The 18,958-nt window shown below is 42.4% G+C and carries 21 protein-coding genes; 11 read left to right on the forward strand and 10 right to left on the reverse strand.

Translation table 11 applies throughout. The features are described 5' to 3' along the window. Positions 1 to 59 precede the first annotated feature (59 nt). The 5 genes from J4N45_RS23305 to J4N45_RS23325 form a co-directional block, all read right to left on the reverse strand. A complete protein-coding gene (locus tag J4N45_RS23305) occupies positions 60 to 614 on the reverse strand; it encodes a porin family protein (protein ID WP_252014763.1) in 555 nt (184 codons plus the stop codon). A 272-nt stretch (positions 615 to 886) separates the two neighbouring features. Further along, positions 887 to 2,224 (reverse strand): IS4 family transposase, encoded by a 1,338-nt coding sequence (locus J4N45_RS23310; protein WP_252012245.1) that lies wholly within the window; start codon positions 2,222 to 2,224, stop codon positions 887 to 889. Positions 2,225 to 2,351: 127 nt separating this feature from the next. Next, positions 2,352 to 3,128, reverse strand: a complete 777-nt coding sequence (locus J4N45_RS23315; protein WP_252014764.1) for a hypothetical protein — start codon at positions 3,126 to 3,128, stop codon at positions 2,352 to 2,354. 221 nt (positions 3,129 to 3,349) lie between these two features. Further along, positions 3,350 to 4,066, reverse strand: a complete 717-nt coding sequence (locus J4N45_RS23320) for a hypothetical protein (RefSeq protein WP_252014765.1) — start codon at positions 4,064 to 4,066, stop codon at positions 3,350 to 3,352. A gap of 222 nt (positions 4,067 to 4,288) precedes the next feature. Further along, positions 4,289 to 4,711 (reverse strand): hypothetical protein, encoded by a 423-nt coding sequence (locus J4N45_RS23325; RefSeq protein WP_252014766.1) that lies wholly within the window; start codon positions 4,709 to 4,711, stop codon positions 4,289 to 4,291. Between the two features lie 517 nt (positions 4,712 to 5,228). Between J4N45_RS23325 and J4N45_RS23330 the strand changes: the two genes are divergently transcribed. From J4N45_RS23330 to J4N45_RS27300, 9 genes are all read left to right on the forward strand, one after another. Then, positions 5,229 to 6,317 carry a BamA/TamA family outer membrane protein gene (locus J4N45_RS23330; protein ID WP_252014767.1) on the forward strand — a complete coding sequence of 363 codons (1,089 nt, stop codon included), beginning with the start codon at positions 5,229 to 5,231 and terminating at the stop codon, positions 6,315 to 6,317. 13 nt (positions 6,318 to 6,330) lie between these two features. Continuing rightward, positions 6,331 to 6,540, forward strand: a complete 210-nt coding sequence (locus J4N45_RS23335; protein ID WP_252014768.1) for a YMGG-like glycine zipper-containing protein — start codon at positions 6,331 to 6,333, stop codon at positions 6,538 to 6,540. A 597-nt stretch (positions 6,541 to 7,137) separates the two neighbouring features. Beyond that, on the forward strand, positions 7,138 to 7,440 hold the full coding sequence (locus tag J4N45_RS23340) for a hypothetical protein (RefSeq protein ID WP_252014769.1): 303 nt from the start codon (positions 7,138 to 7,140) through the stop codon (positions 7,438 to 7,440). Between the two features lie 787 nt (positions 7,441 to 8,227). After that, entirely contained in the window at positions 8,228 to 9,409 is a 1,182-nt protein-coding gene (locus J4N45_RS23345; protein WP_252014770.1) for a hypothetical protein, read from the forward strand. Between the two features lie 295 nt (positions 9,410 to 9,704). After that, positions 9,705 to 10,310 (forward strand): outer membrane beta-barrel protein, encoded by a 606-nt coding sequence (locus tag J4N45_RS23350; RefSeq protein WP_252014771.1) that lies wholly within the window; start codon positions 9,705 to 9,707, stop codon positions 10,308 to 10,310. A 100-nt stretch (positions 10,311 to 10,410) separates the two neighbouring features. Continuing rightward, complete coding sequence (locus J4N45_RS23355) at positions 10,411 to 10,716, forward strand: hypothetical protein (RefSeq protein WP_252014772.1); 306 nt, start codon at positions 10,411 to 10,413, stop codon at positions 10,714 to 10,716. A 679-nt stretch (positions 10,717 to 11,395) separates the two neighbouring features. Continuing rightward, the gene (locus tag J4N45_RS23360) at positions 11,396 to 12,187 is read left to right on the forward strand and encodes an outer membrane beta-barrel protein (RefSeq protein WP_252014773.1); all 792 of its coding nucleotides are present in this window, start codon (positions 11,396 to 11,398) and stop codon (positions 12,185 to 12,187) included. A gap of 48 nt (positions 12,188 to 12,235) precedes the next feature. After that, positions 12,236 to 12,391: a hypothetical protein gene (locus tag J4N45_RS23365; protein WP_252014774.1), complete on the forward strand. Its 156-nt coding sequence runs from the start codon at positions 12,236 to 12,238 to the stop codon at positions 12,389 to 12,391. A 525-nt stretch (positions 12,392 to 12,916) separates the two neighbouring features. After that, a complete protein-coding gene (locus tag J4N45_RS27300; RefSeq protein WP_353505886.1) occupies positions 12,917 to 13,204 on the forward strand; it encodes a DUF723 domain-containing protein in 288 nt (95 codons plus the stop codon). A gap of 247 nt (positions 13,205 to 13,451) precedes the next feature. Here the strand turns inward: J4N45_RS27300 and J4N45_RS23370 are convergent, their stop codons facing one another. The 4 genes from J4N45_RS23370 to J4N45_RS23385 form a co-directional block, all read right to left on the reverse strand. Beyond that, positions 13,452 to 13,802, reverse strand: coding sequence for a hypothetical protein (locus J4N45_RS23370; RefSeq protein WP_252014775.1), 351 nt, complete (start codon positions 13,800 to 13,802; stop codon positions 13,452 to 13,454). A 21-nt stretch (positions 13,803 to 13,823) separates the two neighbouring features. Continuing rightward, positions 13,824 to 14,234 carry a hypothetical protein gene (locus J4N45_RS23375; RefSeq protein ID WP_252014776.1) on the reverse strand — a complete coding sequence of 137 codons (411 nt, stop codon included), beginning with the start codon at positions 14,232 to 14,234 and terminating at the stop codon, positions 13,824 to 13,826. Positions 14,235 to 14,488: 254 nt separating this feature from the next. After that, the gene (locus J4N45_RS23380) at positions 14,489 to 14,722 is read right to left on the reverse strand and encodes a hypothetical protein (protein WP_252014777.1); all 234 of its coding nucleotides are present in this window, start codon (positions 14,720 to 14,722) and stop codon (positions 14,489 to 14,491) included. Next, positions 14,719 to 15,150, reverse strand: coding sequence for a hypothetical protein (locus tag J4N45_RS23385; RefSeq protein WP_156110908.1), 432 nt, complete (start codon positions 15,148 to 15,150; stop codon positions 14,719 to 14,721). Before J4N45_RS23385 ends, J4N45_RS23380 begins: the two co-directional genes overlap by 4 nt. 553 nt (positions 15,151 to 15,703) lie before the next feature. Here J4N45_RS23385 and J4N45_RS23390 point away from each other — a divergent pair. Further along, entirely contained in the window at positions 15,704 to 16,540 is an 837-nt protein-coding gene (locus J4N45_RS23390) for an ion transporter (protein ID WP_252014778.1), read from the forward strand. A 124-nt stretch (positions 16,541 to 16,664) separates the two neighbouring features. Here the strand turns inward: J4N45_RS23390 and J4N45_RS23395 are convergent, their stop codons facing one another. Then, positions 16,665 to 17,579: a LysR family transcriptional regulator gene (locus tag J4N45_RS23395; RefSeq protein ID WP_252014779.1), complete on the reverse strand. Its 915-nt coding sequence runs from the start codon at positions 17,577 to 17,579 to the stop codon at positions 16,665 to 16,667. A gap of 121 nt (positions 17,580 to 17,700) precedes the next feature. Between J4N45_RS23395 and J4N45_RS23400 the strand changes: the two genes are divergently transcribed. Beyond that, the gene (locus tag J4N45_RS23400) at positions 17,701 to 18,888 is read left to right on the forward strand and encodes an MFS transporter (RefSeq protein WP_252017232.1); all 1,188 of its coding nucleotides are present in this window, start codon (positions 17,701 to 17,703) and stop codon (positions 18,886 to 18,888) included. Positions 18,889 to 18,958 lie beyond the last annotated feature (70 nt).

An 18,958-nucleotide genomic window follows, 5' to 3' on the forward strand; every position in this document is an offset into this window, starting at 1 on the left:
CAGCAAATGCCAGGGCTTAATTAAATGGCTCGATAATAAATCAAGCCGTCGAGGCTACCTTAGAATTTGAAGCCTACCGATACCGCAGCTTGAGAGCTGTCGGTAAAGCGTGATTCACGCTTTTGTTGTTTTGACAGTTGGTTCTTTTGTACACGGCCGTCAACATAGATACCAATAGGTGTTGTTAGTCGCACGCCAGCTGCCGTTGATAGTGTCGTACCACGTACTCGGTCTGATTCACCCGCAATTTCAATTGCACCGTTTGAGTGAGCTACGCCTGCAGCAACGTAAGGCTTGATGTCCCAACCTTGACCAACGTTGAACGCGTAACCAACTTCACCTTCAAGTTTTGCTTCATTGCCCTTCATCTTGTAGCTGCCAGTTTCACCGCGTTGGTCCGTAATAGAACCGTTGACTGAGAATACGCGATTGAAGTCATAACCAGCTTCAATTTTAGCTGTTGGTTTTGACACTTTTGCATCTGCATCAATTGCAGATTTTTGACCAGAAACCGCACCGACACCTACGCGGAAACCGCTGTAGTCATCTTTTGCGAATGCTGCGCCAGAAGTTAAACCAAGAATTAGTGTTAGTGCTAGAGTTTGCTTTTTCATATTTAGCCTCGAAAATTAATTTGATATTTAAAAGGCCATCCATGGTTGTTAGTCACTCATACCATCGAGTGACTGACCATTACTGAAAGGTCTCCCTTGTCAGCGAGGAGAATAATAAATGAATTAAGAAAAACATCATAAATAGGTACCGCTCGAAAAATCGAATAGGTCGTTTATTACTTCATTAAATATTGACACTAGTAGTTACTGTATAAAGCTTTGTTTAATATTCATTAGATACAAATAAGCCCCGGCATATGCCACAACGTAGTTCACTTAAGAGGAGCTGCGTTGCGATTAACAGGGTATCGGGTTTTTGATATTTTTACCGCCCTAGGCCGATTTGGCTTAGGGCGTTTGTCTATGAAGAGGATAGACAAATCACCTCGAAGGCTCTTTAGGCGTTTCGGCGTGTTACCTAAAGATACCGCTTTACTCATCACTTTGAGCTGGCTGGCTATAAATTGGCAAGCATACTTAAAACTTATTTCATTAGGTAAGCGTCCGTGTTCAACGGCGGCTTGACTAGCTTCTCGTCTCACCAAGTTATAACCGAGTAGCAGTCCCCATAACTCTTGATAGACAAGCTCGACTGTTTTGCTTCTCAACACTAAAGCGTTATGTTGCATCGAACTCTTGATGTCACGATAACCTAATTCGATCTCCCACCTTTCATGATAAAGCTCTGCCACGGATTGAGCATCGTACTTATCTCTAGGAAGAGAGGTAAACACCGTCTTGGATTTACCTTGGACCTCGTAAGTGACCGCCCTGACAGTCCATTTCTCAGGAAGATTAGGGTTTTTCTTACGAGCCTGCGGTGAGGTCTTCATTTCCACAAGCATGTCACTGCTTTCTTTATCGTCTAATAGGGTATATTTGACTCCTTTCTTTGCAGGGAGAAGCCAGTGTCTATTTATTCCACTGCTTTGGAGAGAAAGGAGTAAATCTGCTCCATAGAAACCTTTGTCCAGTAATGTCACAGAGTTGTCTGGTAAAGCGTTGATAAAGGGCATCGCTAGAGGGATTTCACCTCGGCGATAAGGGCTTATCGCAGCATCAACGATGACATGAGAGCGAACGTTCATCATGGTCACAACCCTCAATACTGGATGAGGGGTTTGTCTATTGCTAGACGTATTACCAGAGCCAAAATGTTCTCTTAGTTCGGGTGTGTCAGCTGTTCTAAAAAGAGCACCATCTACAGCAAAAACCTGTAGGCCCTGCCAAGTATCATCAGGGTATCGCTCAAGCCCCCACGTTCTCCCACATTGCCTAAATAGCCATTCAGGTGCTGCTTTACCCAAGCGTTGCCTTGCTTGGGTTAAAGCACTCTTTGCCAACAGTTCTTCATCAGCCAAACCGTCTGCACAGACGTTCATTCTCCGTGCGACTTCGGCAATGGGTTCATTACGGAAAAAAGCCATACCAACAATTAACCACAAAACCATATCACTCGGTAATCGGCGTCGACGGATTGTCGCTTTATCAGACAGAGAGGCTGCTTTAGCGACCCACTCATCAGGAATGTGTTCAGAGAATGTAGTGAGTTGAGCTACATCGACAGGGTTTTCTTCGAGGAAGTCGGCAAAGAAGTTTTGAATAGACATAAAAAATCGGAAACCTATAAACAGGTTTCCGATTGTCTCTCATCAGAAGGATCGGTCAATCGATTCTTATCTGATCTACATTGCGGCATATGCCAGGGCTTATTAAAAAGTCTTTATCGTTGACAGTTTACCAAAATACGGCGTACTTAACCCACCCAACAGTGTCATCTTTGTTTAGTCTGGATGCATTCGGGCGGCGAGTCTTGTTTGCCCACTTGTGCTCTACCTTAACTTCCAACGAGGACCAGTCATTTAGCATATAACCGCCACCGAACTCGACCTCCCACTGGTTTTTATCGTACTTTTGGTAATCTGCATTGCGAGGATCGCGAAACTCATGGGTCATTTTAGGATTCGCATATAACCAGTGTCCTCCGTCAAAAGCATACATCGCGTACAAGCCCGGTTGAACGACTGGCGTACTGCTTTCCTCATTCGAATGCTTTGATTTTGCGTGACTGTATCCCGCTGCGAGCATAGGAAATACCATAAAGTTCTCAGTTACATTTATCTTGTAGATTATGCCACCCAACGCCATAGTAGAGTTGGTATTTTGGTTATGTGTACCAATGATGTCACCACTAAAGCCAAGCCCTTCATCCACATAAAAGTAGCGCGCGCGGTAATTAAATCCTTTGGTACCTTCTTTACCTTTTTGATCTTTATATTGACTCGTTAAGTCAACTTGAAAGTAGTTTTTCCCGTGGCCATAAATTATGTTTGCTTGAACACCGCCATCTAGATTATGAAGAACACCAAAAGACTTAAAGATAGCTGTTGGGTCTCCATAGTTAATCTCTTCTTTCTTGTCGGTCGGTTCTTGCTTGTTTTCTAGTGCTGTATCATCACCTGCGTGTGCTCCAAACGCTACAAGTAGTCCAATTGCGCTAAGCAATTTTTTCATTTTCTTTACCTCGATTATAGATATCAAATGCTTGATTTTTCCTCGTAAAAATCAAGCAGAATTGAACGTGGTGAATTTAACGTAATTGCATAGAGGCAGCAAAATAGGTAACGCTCGAGAAAGCGAATAGATCAAAAGCGAACTAAAAAAAGCCCTCGATTTCTCGAAGGCTCTCATAATATTTTTCTGTTTACTGATAAGATATCTATCTTAAAAGATATTTAGCATGGGAATACAACACCGACTTTTAGGTTGTCATCTCGACGCTGCACTTTTTGCACAAACGCATTCTCATATTCTACATATGGTTTGAAGTTATCAAAGCCCGTAAAGGTCGCTTTTACCTCTACATTGTTCCAATTCTTCTTGTTGCCAGGTTGCGAATTAATCTGACTATTCTGCTGGTCAAAGTTGATAAGTTTAGCATTCAAGTAAAGATTGTCAGTTAATTGCTTACCTACAAATAGGTCCGCACGATTCACTTTAGAACGCGTACTCTCCGTACCTTGAGTATCTCTATCTTCACGGTAACGTAAACTAGTATCAAACAAGCCGTTTAGGTGTGAGCCAATAGTAATGCCTAGTTTCTGTTGGTTGTTTCCATACGTTTTTCCAACATGCTCGGCTTCACCTTTGAGCCAAACGTGCTCCCAACCGTAGGTGTAGTTGATGTTTGTTTCCGTTTCCTGAGTATTCTTGTGCTTGACCGATAAACCAACACCTTGATAACTCAAAAATAGTTTCGCGCCGAAATCTTGTTTACGGAGAGGCGCTGTATCTCCATTAGGTCCTTTCTTTTTGGCGTGTTCTGGATTGTTCATACTAAACTTGGAGTCAAACTCTAACCCACCTTTAAAGTCACCTGCTTTTGTGTTTGCTACAGCCAAACTAGATGTAAAAAGTGCCGCCACGGTTAGTGCAATTGCTGTTTTTTTCATTTTATTACCTCGAAGTAACTATTATTTCGGGTTATTCCCGCTTCGAGGCGAACACTACTGATTTAATTGATACTTTAGAAATTAGGTACCCATCGGGATGTCGAATGGTACTATTTGATTTTCGTGCTAACACTCTCATTTTGACATTCGCCGGACAATTTCATCACCTTCCAATTGCACAACTCGGAGATCGCATCAATAAAAAAGCCCAATAAATTGGGCTCAACTGTTCTTGGTGGCTTTAGATAAAGAGATAAGCTGATTGTATCTATCCGCTTTATCAACATACTTCGTGAGACTTTCACTAAAATCTTTGCAACTAATATCGCCTCGATGCGCGTTATCAAATGCCAAATAAAATGCAGTATCAAATACAATCACATTCTGTGGACTCTGGATCTTTGCATCGGTAATCTCTTCGAAGCGTCCTTCTCCTAATACTTTTGCTTCACTATCTTTTGAAATTCTCCCCGATAATCTGCACCCTTTTATAGTACCGAATAGTTCACCGAGTATACGGGGAGTGAATCTGTCCTCAATTTCTTCTAATTGACTAACTATTTTTTCTTTCGTAATTTCTTTGCTGTTACCGAAAGGAACAACCGAAACAAGGGCTACAATTAATGCTATTAGTTTAATACTCATGATGATTACCTCTTAAACGTCTTTTTACTCACCAAGGCGGCCACCTTTGGCAGAGTTAGATTCTCTTGTTGACGTGCCGTATTACACAGTAGGCTAAGTCAACTTATAGGTTTTATCTGTCGGCACAGATTAGTAAGCTCCAACTGCGCATGCATAAACAACGAGTAAGCAAATGGCTAGAGTCGAAAGTACTAATTTCATCTTAAACACCTCTTAAAATTAAACTGTATTTTATATAAGGTGCATCACATGCCCCTCACCTGTAGCGTCAATGATAATAGAGTCTAATATAGTCGAACAAAAAGGAATCCATCAGCTATTGTGATACTACAAGTTGCACCAATCCATTTAAGTATTCAGCTTGTAGGTTGGAAGGAAGTCCATTGTGAGCTTTGCAAAATGACGCTCTAGATTACAAGCCCTTAGATATACCCATCTGCATTTATGATGGGTATCTATTTTGCTGGTTGTTTTTTCATCATGTATTGTCCGCCCCCAATTAATCGAGGCATTTATAATGAAAAAACTAGTACTTGGAGCAATCATGCTCTCTTTTGGCGTGGCCGCTAAAAGCCCCATGACTATCGACCCGGTGGACGGAAAGCCTGATGCCAGTCGCTTTCTTCTCGAACGAGCGACAGGCTTTATGCCAATCCCAATGTTAATTACTGATCCTGCAATTGGCTACGGTGCAGGGCTCGGCGCGATATTTTTTCATGAGACGGAAGAACAAAAAAAGATCCGTCGTGAAAACCCGGAAAAAGTAACAACAATAGCTCCAAGTATTTCTGGTGTCATTGGTGCTGGAACAAATAACGGTACTGGTTTTGGCGGAGCTTTCCACCAAGGAGTATGGCTAGACGATAGAGTGCGCTTCGAAGGCGGTCTGTTTAAAGCCAATATCAACGTAAACTTCCATGGCTTTGATACGCCAACTCGAATGAACCTTAAAGGTAACTATGCCTTTTCAAACATTGATTTCCGCTTATTCGATAGTAATTTTTTTGTGGGTGCTGGATATCACTATTTCCTTGGTGACGTTACATTCGCTGGAGATGCAGCGACCCGAATGACAAACAAAGGTGCGCGAGCAAACGTACGCCTCACCTATGACAGCTTGAATAATCAGTTTGCACCCACAGACGGCATGAAAGCCAAGATCATCTATTCAGATTACAACAAACGTTGGGGCGGCGACTTTAACCATCAACGTTTAAATGTCGACGTACGCTCTTACCATGAAATCAACACCAAATGGTCTCTAGCATGGCGAGTAAACACGATTAACACCGCCGGAGATGTTCCTTTTTACGCTAGACCTTTTGTTCAAATGCGCGGTATCGCAGCCCTTAGAAACCAGGGTGACAACGTTGCCCTGGGTGAGGTTCAAGTTGGCTACAACATCAATACTCGCTACCAGATCATTGGCTTTACCGGTTCAGGTACCGCCTATGACCACGGTGCTAGAAAGCTCGACTGGAACAACACCATCGGTATGGGATTTCGCTACACCATCGCCCGCCAACTTGGCATTAAAGCAGGTGTGGATGTATCTAGAAGTGAAACCGACACTGCGATCCAAATTAAATTTGGTACAGCCTTTTAAGGGGGGAAACATAATGAAAAAACTATTTTTCACGCTGGTTGCTGCTTCCGTGTTCAGTACACAAGCCTATGCATCCGTAGAAGATTGCTATGCCACACCAATTACGAGCGCTGTCGACGGTGCTATCATTGGTGGGGTCATCGGTGCAATGGCAGGAGATACAAAAAAAGGAGCACTAATCGGTGCTGGCGCAGGCGTAATTGACGGCGAGTTTGCAAAATGAGAATGTGCACATGCTGTCGATCGAGCCGAATATGAGTATGAAGTAGAAGCCGAGTATGAATACGAAGCGGAATATGAGGCAGAAGTTGAGTATGAGGTTGAATCACACTATGAACTCGAAACTCAATCAATGGATGATATGTGGTAGTTCCACGTATTGGTTTTTCATTTTAAGTTTGTTTTAAGCAAGCGTGGATTACAACTTTATCTATTAACGAACCCGATGGTCACCTAATTCGCATTCAATATTACGTAATAGGACAATAGTTCTACACGCTGAATAGAACAAATCAGTGAATTACAGAATGGATGAATTATTATGACTGAACAAAACCAATTCCCTCAATTACGCAGACTTTGTCGTCTGCTAGATGAAATCAATGACGCTGCTGAATCTTCGCATGCAGAAATGATAGTCGGGAACTATTTGATAGAACGCGCCCTAGTTGTATTACGACGATGCGAGGGCGATAGTCCGCAAGTAGAATCCGGAAGACTAACACTGATCTCTGAACTGGAAAAGCAATCGCTACTCGGAGAAATTTTGGAGGCTGAAAGGGACAAAGAGCCAATACTTAGAAATGATAATAGGTAGACCATGAAAAATATATTCCTACTAGCCATGGCAGTTACACTCTTTGGCTGCGCAAACAACAACTCTTACTTGAAAGGCGCGAATAGTTACCACCTATGTGCTGCTCTCTCTGAAAATGAGACGATCAGAAACACAAAACTAGCAAGCAACTACCAGTTCTCCGACTCACAAATAAAGTCTGAACTCGAGCGCAGAGGTATCGACCCACTAGGAATCAAGTGTGGGCGAGTCGGCGCGGAGTACCAACACAGTAAAACTATGCGTGAACTTAAACAATCACGACTAACAAACCTTGGTGCAAATTAGCTACTGCACTTCAACAATTGCTCATGGTTTATGTGAACTTCGTCTATTCACAATACCGATAACCATCTCATTTGCTGATAACAATCTCATTTGCTGATAACAATCTATTCAATTAACCTACGTATGGACCTTAATTAAGCCTTTGGTCTGCCTAGGAAAGCAAGGTCTTTGGTCTTGCTCTCGACTTATAGATAGGTATTTGCATCCACCTACCTTTAAGTCACATACTTTTACCTATTACACCCAAGGATTGATAGGACCCGTCCGATATTTGGTTATATCGGACGTTTTTTCCACACCAAAGCAATGACAGTCCGTCAACGCCTGTATTTCCGATAATGAGGTAATAATGCAAACCCTTCTGCTCGTATTTGTAGTGCTGGTGATTCGTATTGTAGCTGGAATCCAGTACCGAAGCTCTATTCACAGAGCATGCACAAAGCTAATAGATTTATTGTATAAATAGTATTTTCAGTTCACTCGCAAGAATTTTCACATCGACATCTTAATAATATCAATTGAACTCGGCTATAAGCCGAGTTTTTTATTATCCGGACTTTACAATCTATTAGCAATTCCGTGAGATACCTATTTTGTCCATTTTTGTCAAATCAATTAAATTAGCTTTCGTTGAGTGTTACTAAGTAAGTAGGCACTCAATAGATACATTTTCGTATTGGCCTTCTATTACAGAAACGGACTGTATCAATTGATTTATTGGCTTGAGTCGGACTCTAGAATGCCCAACAGCAAGGATCGCCTTTGATTGAAAACTATCGAGGTAATTATGTTTAACCAAAATCTACCAACGTCGGCAGAACTGGCATACAACCCAGTAAAAAAACCAGAAAACCAAAAAGAGATGTGGGACTTATACAACAAAAGTTGGGAAGACCAGATCCGTGGTCAAGGAATCAAGGTTTATGAGGAGCATTGTTCGGCTAAGTTGCGCGCTTGCTTGGTAGGCGACCCATTCTCCGTCTTTTACCCAAAGATGACCGTAGAAATGCAAGCTCTACTTGCAGACAACAGCCCAGACTTGATCGAAGAATGGGGTAAAAACGCGAACAAAGCAATCCGCGATGTTAATCCTGAACTTTACGATGGCATTGTCTCTGACATTGCTGATCGTGATGAAAAGTACCAAAAAGCAGGCGTAAAAATTATTCGCAACACCGTTGGCTGGTACCCGGATGAAATCATCAATTTCAACCAGGTTGAACAAGGAACCAAATACCTATCTATCTATAACGGTGCTGTGTGGCAAATGGCGCGTAACGCTCTTCTTATTACTCAATGTGCTGGTCCAACAAAACCTGCTGAACCAGCTGCTCGAGCTGCAACCATCGCATTAATGGAAGAAGACCCTGATGCATTTATGGCGCCATTCATCAACCGTGAGCCGAATCCAACATCAGCGATGGGACTTGCAGGTTTAGACTTGTGTGATTTCCGACAGATGCCTGATAAAACGATTCTATTTAATTATGGCGCACCGTCAGAAGCAGCGATCGCGCAAGTAAGTCAAAATGGTCAAGGTGCTCCTGCAGGCTGGCCACGCGGTCGAGACCTGTATATGCGCCTATTATCCGAGCTAGGTTACAAGTGTGAAACGATGTGGTTCGACAGTAATCTCACTTATCATCAGGATTGCTTCATGATGAACATCGAAGAAGGTGTTATCGGTCTACCTGATGATGGTAAAAACGGTATGTGGGGCGAATTTCCAAACTTCCTAAAAGACTATGAGATCATTCCCCTACCAATCGAAGACATCGCACGTGGTGTTGCTAACTCCTCAACGCTTGGTGATGGCCGTATCTTTATCGATAGTAGCTGTACGAAAACAATGGATATTCTTGAAAAACGTGGTTACGAGCCTATCCCAATCAACTACCAGAACTGCTGGAAAACATTCCACAGTGGATTGGATTGTTCGGACGCGAACATCTGGCGTGAAAACGACTAATTAAAGTCAGTTCAGTCACTCGACTAAAGCCCGACCTAGCGTTGGGCTTTCTTAGTTTTACAAGAATCGTTCGACGTTGCTTGAACAATCCATTCACCTATTCGTGTTTTCGAGCGATACCTATTTTGAGCCTGATTAAAAAACACACTACATTAGCGCACATCGAAAAACACACGCTATCGACATTCAAGTCGACCAGTTCTTGGCGTGAGTTAACAATACACCCGGTCTGGGCGCGGATTCCAAACCACTACAGTTCCCTAGCATGGATGCCTGAAATATTTTTGAGGCAAATATGAAAAAACAACTTCTAGCAGTCGCACTTTTTACAAGCATCACTTCTGGCGCAACCTTCGCCAAAGACTACTCAGGTTTCCGTTTAGGGGTGGGCGCTGTTTCTGGACAAGAGTTTACCTTTGACGGCAACACAGCAAATTCAGGCAACCGCGCAAAAATAGAAGCGGGTTATGACTTCAACCGCGTTTTCGCTATTAATGGCTCGGTCACGGCTTTTAGTGCCGCTGGTTACTCTGAATCAGGCGATGGAACTAATGCAGGTGGTGATATCCGCGGCAGAGATGTTCGATTAGAAGCTGAGATGGGTTACGCATTTAACCTTGCCAAAGGCTGGGATATCAAGCCATATATTGCTGTGGGCGGTGCCTACATCAATGGTACAAAGCGTGGCTTTATTGGTGGAACCGCATCAGCGCCTCAAACAGAGTTAAATAGTTTCAAAGGCACTTACCTCACCACAGCAGCCGGGGTACGCCTTAATACACCAGTAGATATCTATGTCGACCTTCGAGTTCAGAAGATAAACATGAACGACCAGCAGAAAGCAAATAGCGTTATTAAAGACAACTCTCAAGCAGCATTAGCTGTAGGTATTAACTTCTAACAATAAAGCAACTATCTCAAATAACAGCTTTAAACATACACAACTTCCCGAAAATAAAATTGTACGAGGGTGGCCGCCCTCTGAACTCGAGGTATCAACAATGATTAGTAAAAGTATCTTAAAATCTATTGGCACTAAAACACTCGCCAGCATTCTACTTTTAGCATCATCATTCACTTTTGCGGACTATGGTGATTTCATCACCGAAAAACCGGTTGTCCTCGAAAGAAGCAATGGACAACACATCGAGTCAGCCTCATTGAAGAAGTGCTTGTATCAAAGCTCCACAGATATAGAGACAGAAGTAATCGTAAAATCAGATTATACATGCCCTGAAAAGATTACCGCCGGTGTACCGAGTATTGCACAGCAAGCTGTCGCCCCTAACGCTACGCCATCAATGTAGCCAAACTGATAACAGGAGGCTCTGATGAAGCTGTCAAGCTCACAAACTTTAGTTATAGCGGTATTGCGCTCAATGCATGCTATTGGAGAAAAGCGCGTATCTTTTTCTAAACGAAATTTAGCAACACTTATAACATTGGAACGACAGGGTTATATAACCAAGCTCCGTGAGGTAATTGGTCATGAGAATTACCCTTCTATGTTTGAGTGTGAACTATTGGAGAACACATAAAGTCATAACTTAATTAGATGTATTCATTATGACGATAGCCCCGCTTAGACCGTTTTATATTATTGTTACGTGTCTAGACACAAAGAAAGTACTAAAAAATATTACGATGCGATATAGAACCGATGCCCTAGCACGCGATCGATTTCGGAAGCATTTTGTACCTAAACTTCGTGACACGCTATATCGTGTCACTGTCGATTTGCGCAGAGGCCACCCAAGCCTGGGCAAGGTTATCGAGTCCGTAGCAATAATTAAACAGTGTGAATAATATAATTTCGTAGTTATAAGATTTTATTCATTCCACAAATAACAACTAACTAGAAAATTGGTTAGTTCTAATAATTGTTTATTTAAAACAAAAGAGCAAACAAATCGATGGAATGGTTTTGTAGCTCAGCAAACGACTCTTCCTTTATTACATGTAGAAGAGCAGCGCATTGAGGCAACAATGAACATATTAAATAAAGCTATGCTGCTTGCATCAGTAGTGTCTTTTGGCACATCCGCCGCCATCTCAGATATTAATGGTGGCGCTAATTCTACCGACGAAGACTATGGGCGCACCTTACCATTTTATGGTGATGAAGTACGAGATTTAGGAATTAAACTACCTAAACCCATCGGCATATCGGTATTCACTCATTCTCAAGAAGACAAGATGGGCCTTGATAACTTTACATTACAAGGCGACCCAAACATTGGTGAAGACATGCCCGACGGTGTCAGTGGCACTGTAAATACAACAAGCCTGTTAGCACTTCGCGCAGATATGTGGGTATTACCATTCCTAAACTTACACGCAATGGTTGGTAAAGCCACAACTTCGTCAAACATAACCCTAGGAATGAATGATTTCGATGGCACTGTCACTCGCGATCATATTAATGACTTAGGCACAACGAGCGACATCATTGGTGTTGGCGCGATTTTAGCGGCGGGCTATGGCAATTGGTTCGGAACCGTAGACACGACCTACGTTGCTACTTCCGTAAACGGGGTTGGCGCAAACCTTAATGCCCTGGTCGTAACACCGATGGTTGGTTACATGCTACCAAACGATTTCAGGATCATGGCAGGCGCGCAATATCAATCTTACGACAGGTACATTCGAGGAAATATTGATGGTCATGAGTACAGTGTAAGACAGCATAACGACTCTTGGTCAACCATGGTCGGTGTTTCAAAAGAGTTCGATGACAACTGGGAAGCGTCTCTTATGTATCAGAAGGGTCGTACATGAAATGGCGCGACTCTCATCTTAGGTAAACGATTTTAAAAGGTAACTAGTATGGTAATTTCACTCATCATTATTTTGTACACAGGTATTGCTTTATTCCTTGGAAACGAGGAGCAAAAAATAAGACACACGATGACCGAGCGAGTGAATCGCTCTGAGGGTAATAGCCTGTTTGATACGGTTGTAACTAAACTGTCTGGGTCTTAATACTCCTAATCGATAAACACAAAAATAGCGGCTTAGGCCGCTTTTTGCGTAAATAAGCCTGATAATTTTCAAAGCACTCGTATAAGAACAGGTATGTAGACAGAATTAATCCAATATCTTTTATTTTCTGCATGTCTCATTTCGTCATCATCCTCGCGAATGTGAAGTTCTCTCGAAACTTGTAACCAAATGACAAAAAACAGAGACATGTAACTGGCATTCACTGCTCGTTGGTAAAGTGAAGTCCCCTTTGCTATGGAATGACAGTAGCTCTAGCGTTGGGTAAATCTTGGCGACAATTAATTGGGACTTAGTCAATAGGCAACTATTCGACTCAATAATATGACCTAACTTATCTAACCTCGCCTCTTAGCCTATCATCAAAGCCCCCGGTGAAACTGGATACAAAAAGGTATATAAGAAATGAATATGACGCGAGTTTCTAGACGCTGGTGGCAAAAGCTAATCGGCATAAAAGAAGTTTGGCGACGTCCTGATGGCTCACTTTTGATTGTGAAATAGGACATGACAGAAAGATCTACAAACGGTCTATTTAAGGTGAAAGGTATCTTGAAGCACGGTCCGAAGTTTTACGACTACAGCAAAGTCGATTATAAGACTGCACACAAGAAAGTGATGCTAATTTGTCCTATACACGGTGAGTTTGAACAAACCGCTACTAACCATCTGTCGGGCAATGGTTGTCCCGAATGCAAAGCCGATAAGTTAAGTGAACTTTATACACGGACTCCCAGCAAAACGAAAAATGTGTTTTCAAAACATGCTGTACAGTTGAACACTTTTTTTAAATGAAGGTTGTGAGACGGATTCAATGACCAAGTTTAAAGCGGTAGCTTAAAAGCTAGTCATACGACTTTTCGTACAACAAGTTACTTTTAACTAATAAATAGATTCTTCTCGTTCAAAGTAGCGTTCCGAAACTCATGCTGTTTATATTGTCTCACTCAGACATCCCACAGTAGATGATGGTTGGGTATCAAGATCGTTTTTGGAAAATCTTAAGGGATCAAAAAAGCCCGGCAAAGAGCCGGGCTTGGATTCACTTACCCATATCAATAATGGCAGCAAACAAATTGTGCGTACCTACAGGTTTCATCTTGGACTGGCAATGACGGACTTCCAAATCTTTCAAGTCGGGTGTATACGCCGAAATAACACCGTTTTTTGCGGTTAGCTCAATTTCCACTTTCGTTGCATAAGTTCCTTTCTGTCCGATAGGGTTTACAGGTGTCGAACACTTGAACATGTAATCAACTGATACGCTACCCTTCTCTTCTATCACTTTCGCTGATTGTTTAAAAACATCACCCTGAATATCACGAAGATGAACGTTTTCCGCAGCAGCACTGAATGACACAGCCATTGCCAATAGTGTAATAAGTTTCTTCATTTTGTACCTCGAATACATTTGTTAGGCGACTTCAATCACGCATTTAGACATCTTGATTTGGTTTGATGTATCTCTTACAAACCTCCACACCTCTTTGCTGCGTAAATCTAAGGGCTGTCCTTTAAATTCACTATCTTCGAAGCTCTGTCCCACCATATGCATACTCAAAATCGCCTCACAGTAACCATCAGTTTCTCTTATAACCATGTGCTCTACCGTGTGTTTACATTCAGGTTTTATCATTGCCCTAGCTCCTTGAAGAAAAACATCAAAGTGCTCCTTCCCATCAAAGCAAAAACCTGGGGAGATCCATTTAATGTCGTCGGCTAAGCGCTGCGTGAAAAAGTCTGAACTGGTTGGCATTGTGTCCATTTGTTCAAACCATTCCTGTATGTAGTTGGTGACTTCTGCTTGAGTGATACTTTTGTTCATACTAATTGCCCTTTATCGTCTTGTTGGGATGAACAATATCAAGCCTTTCTAGTTAAAAGTAATTAGCATCCATCACTCAGACTGATATAAAAATCAAAGCACATCTTCTAGGTATACCCTAGTGCGGTTTTCATTCAGTGCCTTTGATCAAACAGGTGTCTATTTAGATACAAAAAAACTCACTAATCAGGAGTTTGATTTAGTGAGTTCTTCGGTTAAGAACTCAAGCTAACCAGTGCTTGGGAAATGGTTCGTCAGATGATCGTTCTTATATCTTGATCCAGGTGACGTATTTGCGAATAAACACGCTCTCCCCTCGCAGTCAATCGATACATGCGCTTCGTTTTGAGATACACGATCAGTTTACGACCGATTAAAGTACGCCATGTACGTGGGTCAAATGGTGAGGCTTTGTTTACAACTTCGACAATCGCGCCTTGCCCCAAATGGCGGATAAGTGCCACCTGCTTTTGCGTTAACCCATTCATGCATTATCCTTAAGCGTCTCAGCTAAAAGATCCTCGGCCTCTTCGAAAGTAATATACTGCATCTCAAACATCGCTTCGACGATAGATGCATAAGCAGAATTGATTAGGCTACTTGATGCTCCGTTGTACATACGTACACACTTATCCACGTACAGTAAAACATAACGCTTTAAACCATCTCGATCATAATCAGAGCGGCAGCCCATAGGCTCGCCTATAGGAGGTTCTTTTTCCTCAAGCTCACCTTTCGAGACGAACACAGACCCATTAAGTTCTCCAGCAATCGCTGCTTCATATGGCAATCCTGAAAAATGCTGGGCATGTTCGTGGATTAATTCCTTCATACAATCCATGCATTTACGAGTATCAGCATCACTCTTGTGAGTAGAATAATATTTACTATCTCGCGCATACGTAAACAGTGACATATGTTTACCTCAAGTTCTAATCTAACTATTTAAGTAATATCATTCCTTGAAGGGGTTGCAAGTTATAACCCAAACATTCATCAGAGCAGGCAACCATCTCGTCCATTGTTAAGCAGCAATGTAAAGGAACTTATAATGGGTGTCGAGTTAGGTACTTATCGACTAAACTGATAGATTGATAAGCTGCTAAATCATCATCCACACTCACCTCTAAAACCGGTCAAGCCCGACCTATTTCAACGTGTCGATACTTACTATTGAGGGATCTGGTGTGTACGTTTATTGTTCAATAGACGACTAAAACAAAACTGTTTATCATCGAGCGTGCTTGAGCAGTACAACTCATTGCCTCGAAAGTGTGGTGTTCGAGCTTTGGTGGGAAGGGCGGCCACCTTTCCCTCCTTCTCCTTGCGACAGTGGCTGGTTCATCGTCACTTGCTCTGCAAGTCCCAAAACGTTCATAAAATGTCGCAATTCTCCACTGGCGAAAAACAAAAAAGTTAACTTAACATTTAAGTAACAATAGATACTTAGACACGAAGGAGCGACATCTATGATCTCCTCTTTGCACCTCAAGTTAAACGCAATCAACAACAATAAGTACTTTCAATCGTTAACTGTCATTGTGATCATACTGGCAGCACTTACAATAGGCGCGAAAACGTTTGAACTGCCCGATGCTCTAGTCGAAACTCTTCAATGGTTAGATGCATGTATTTTGCTGTTTTTCTTAGTTGAAATCGTCATCAAGTTCTTCTCTTATCGAAACAAACTCGATTTCTTTAAAAGTGGTTGGAATCTATTTGACGCTGCAATCGTCATCGGTAGTTTAATTCCTGCAGCAGGACAAGGCATCTTAATCGCCCGTTTGCTCAGAGTATTTCGAGTATTACGACTGGTATCTGCAATCCCACAACTCAAGCTACTCATCAATGCGCTGATTAAAGCGATCCCCAAGATGGGCTACATCGCCGTTCTCATGTTTATTATCTTCTATATCTATGCAGTCGTTGGTAGCTTAGTCTTCTCAGACATCAACGATATACTGTGGGGAGATGTATCAATCTCCATGCTCACCTTGTTCCGCATTGCTACTTTTGAAGATTGGACGGACGTTATGTATGAGACAATGGAAGTTTATCCCATTAGTTGGATTTACTACCTTACCTTTATTTTTCTCACTGCCTTTGTCTTTTTGAACATGATGATTGGTGTCGTGATTGAGACAATGACGGCCGAGCACGCTATTGCAGAACAAGACAAGGAATCTGAGTTACCTCTATTAACACCTGCTCATAATGGAAGACAGATACTCGCTACCCACGAACAAATCCAAGAGATTCATAAGGATTTAGAGGAAATAAAAGCCTTGTTGCAATCAAAACAGTAGACGCAACGGGCAGAGAAGATCTTAAACACTTGGAGTACAAACATATCTATGAGTGAGGACAAGCTAACCCCTCGAAAACTCAGCATTGCTGGACGGATATCGCAGGCTGCACAATCTAAGTCACCTATATGTCACGAAAGTGATCAATCAAGTGGTCTACAAGCAATCGAAGACGCTTCGGTTGATGCTTTCTACTGAGGTAAATTACATTCAAATCTGCCCCTGCAGAAGAGGTAGATGAATTGAAATTCTTCATGTAACCATCTAGCACGGTAACTAGGCGTTTTTGTTTAATATCTTCTTGTACATCTAGAAATGATTTCATCGCAATACCAGCATTATCTAGCGCCCATTGACGAATCACCTCACCATCATCTGAAAAACGCTTTGGCATTACCGTTACAACATCATGTTGCTCATGCTCCTGAAAGTGCCAAGTCTTCATTTCTTCATTACTACGGACCATGGCTAAACAATCGTGGTGTTGTAAATCTTCTGGCATAATTGGCGTACCTTTTCTAGCTAAATACTGAGGAGACGCGCAAAGAACTCGATGACTGGACGCTAATTTGCGAGAGACAAGATTACTGTCGGCTAGTTCACCGTATCGAACAACAACATCTAAGCCGGACTCCGCCATGTTGGACAAATTGTCATTCAAAAACAGATAAGGAATCACTTGAGGATATTGTTCAGTGAACTTCGAAAGTAGTGGTGAAATGTGTTGCTTACCAATATCTCGAGGCGCTGCGATTTTTAGTGTCCCGCGAACCTCTTTTGTGCCCGTTTGAAGCAAGTTTTCCGCCTCTTTGACACTATCGATAATTTCGAGGCAAGCTCGATGATACATAGCCCCGGACTCCGTCAACGAAATATGTCTTGTGCTACGATTAAGCAACTTGACACCATAACGCTCCTCTAACGATTGTAATCTTGCGGTCACTGTTGCTGGCGATAAGCCCAACTCTCTACCCGCCGCTGCTAATCCTTGGTTCTTTACAATACTGACAAACAGCGTCATGTCTGAAAACTTGTCCACAACCTTTCCTTCAATCACATTATTCAGTTCAAATGAACAATGAATTCGATTATTACCCAATTATCAAATTTCATCCAGCCAATATACTGACTTCATTGAAACATGATTAAAGAGATAAATGATGAAAACAGAAAAGATGCCGCTTCAGGTATGGATCTTAACCCTCGCAGCTTTCGCTATCGGTACCGCGGAATTTGTGATCGCGGGAGTTCTTCCTCAAGTCGCCAACTCATTATCAATCACTGAAGGACAGGCTGGGTACTTAATCAGTGCCTACGCGCTTGCTATTGTGTTTGGCGGTCCACTACTAACGATTTACTTGTCTCGGTTTAACAAGAAGGCGGTCCTGACCGGTCTAATGGTTTTGTTTATCATCGGAAATGTATTGTCAGCCTACTCTCCAAACTATTTTGTGTTGATGGTGAGCCGCGTGGTCACTGGTTTGGTTCAAGGTCCGTTCTATGGTATCGGTGCCGTGGTAGCGACCAACTTAGTTTCTGAAAAAATGGCAGGTCGTGCAGTCGGTCAGATGTTCGCAGGGTTAACACTGGCCAATGTTTTAGGTGTGCCCGGCGGTACTTGGCTTGGCTTGCAATTCGGCTGGCACACGACTTTTTTGGCTGTTGCTGCTTTTGGCCTAGTCGCCCTATTCTTCATCGCTTCAACTGTTAAATCATCTGGTCATGGCGAAGCAAAAAATGTCAAAGCACAGCTGGCAGCATTTAAAAACCCATTGCTACTCATCAGTCTTGTTATCACTGTATTCGCTTGGTCTGGATTTATGACGTTCTACGGCTATATCGCCCCAATCGCCATGCACGTAAGTGGCTTTGGTGAAGGTGCGGTGACATGGATACTGGTTATCGTTGGTTTAGGTCTAATCATTGGGAATACTATGGGTGGCCGTTCATCAGACAAAAACCTGCAAAAATCCTCCATGTTTTGGGCTATAGCAATGATTGTTTCGCTCGTACTCGTCGGTACAAGTGTAGATAGCAAAGTGTTGTTTATAGCTACTGCTTTTGTGTTTGGTATTGCTTCATTCGCTAACGTACCCGCAATGCAACTTCGGGTTATGAAGCATGGCGGTGAAGGTCAAGAGTTAGCAGCTACAGCAAATATCTCTGCGTTCAACCTAGCAAATGCGTTCGGCGGCTTCCTGGGCGGTATGGTATTAGATAGTCAAATGGGTGCACGAATGATTCCTTTTGCAGCTATCGTTATCCCGGTGATCGGGCTGTTATTCATCGCAAAAGCTAATCACGAGGAAAATAAACAACCTCAACTGACTCAAAGTTTCAATAGCTAAGTATAAGGCTTGAGACTTGGCTAACCGAGAATCTTGCTTTACTACAGCTACGGCCCTCACGATAGTGAGG

It is taken from the genome of Vibrio sp. SCSIO 43140 (genome assembly GCF_023716585.1).
Lineage (GTDB): Bacteria > Pseudomonadota > Gammaproteobacteria > Enterobacterales > Vibrionaceae > Vibrio > Vibrio maritimus_B.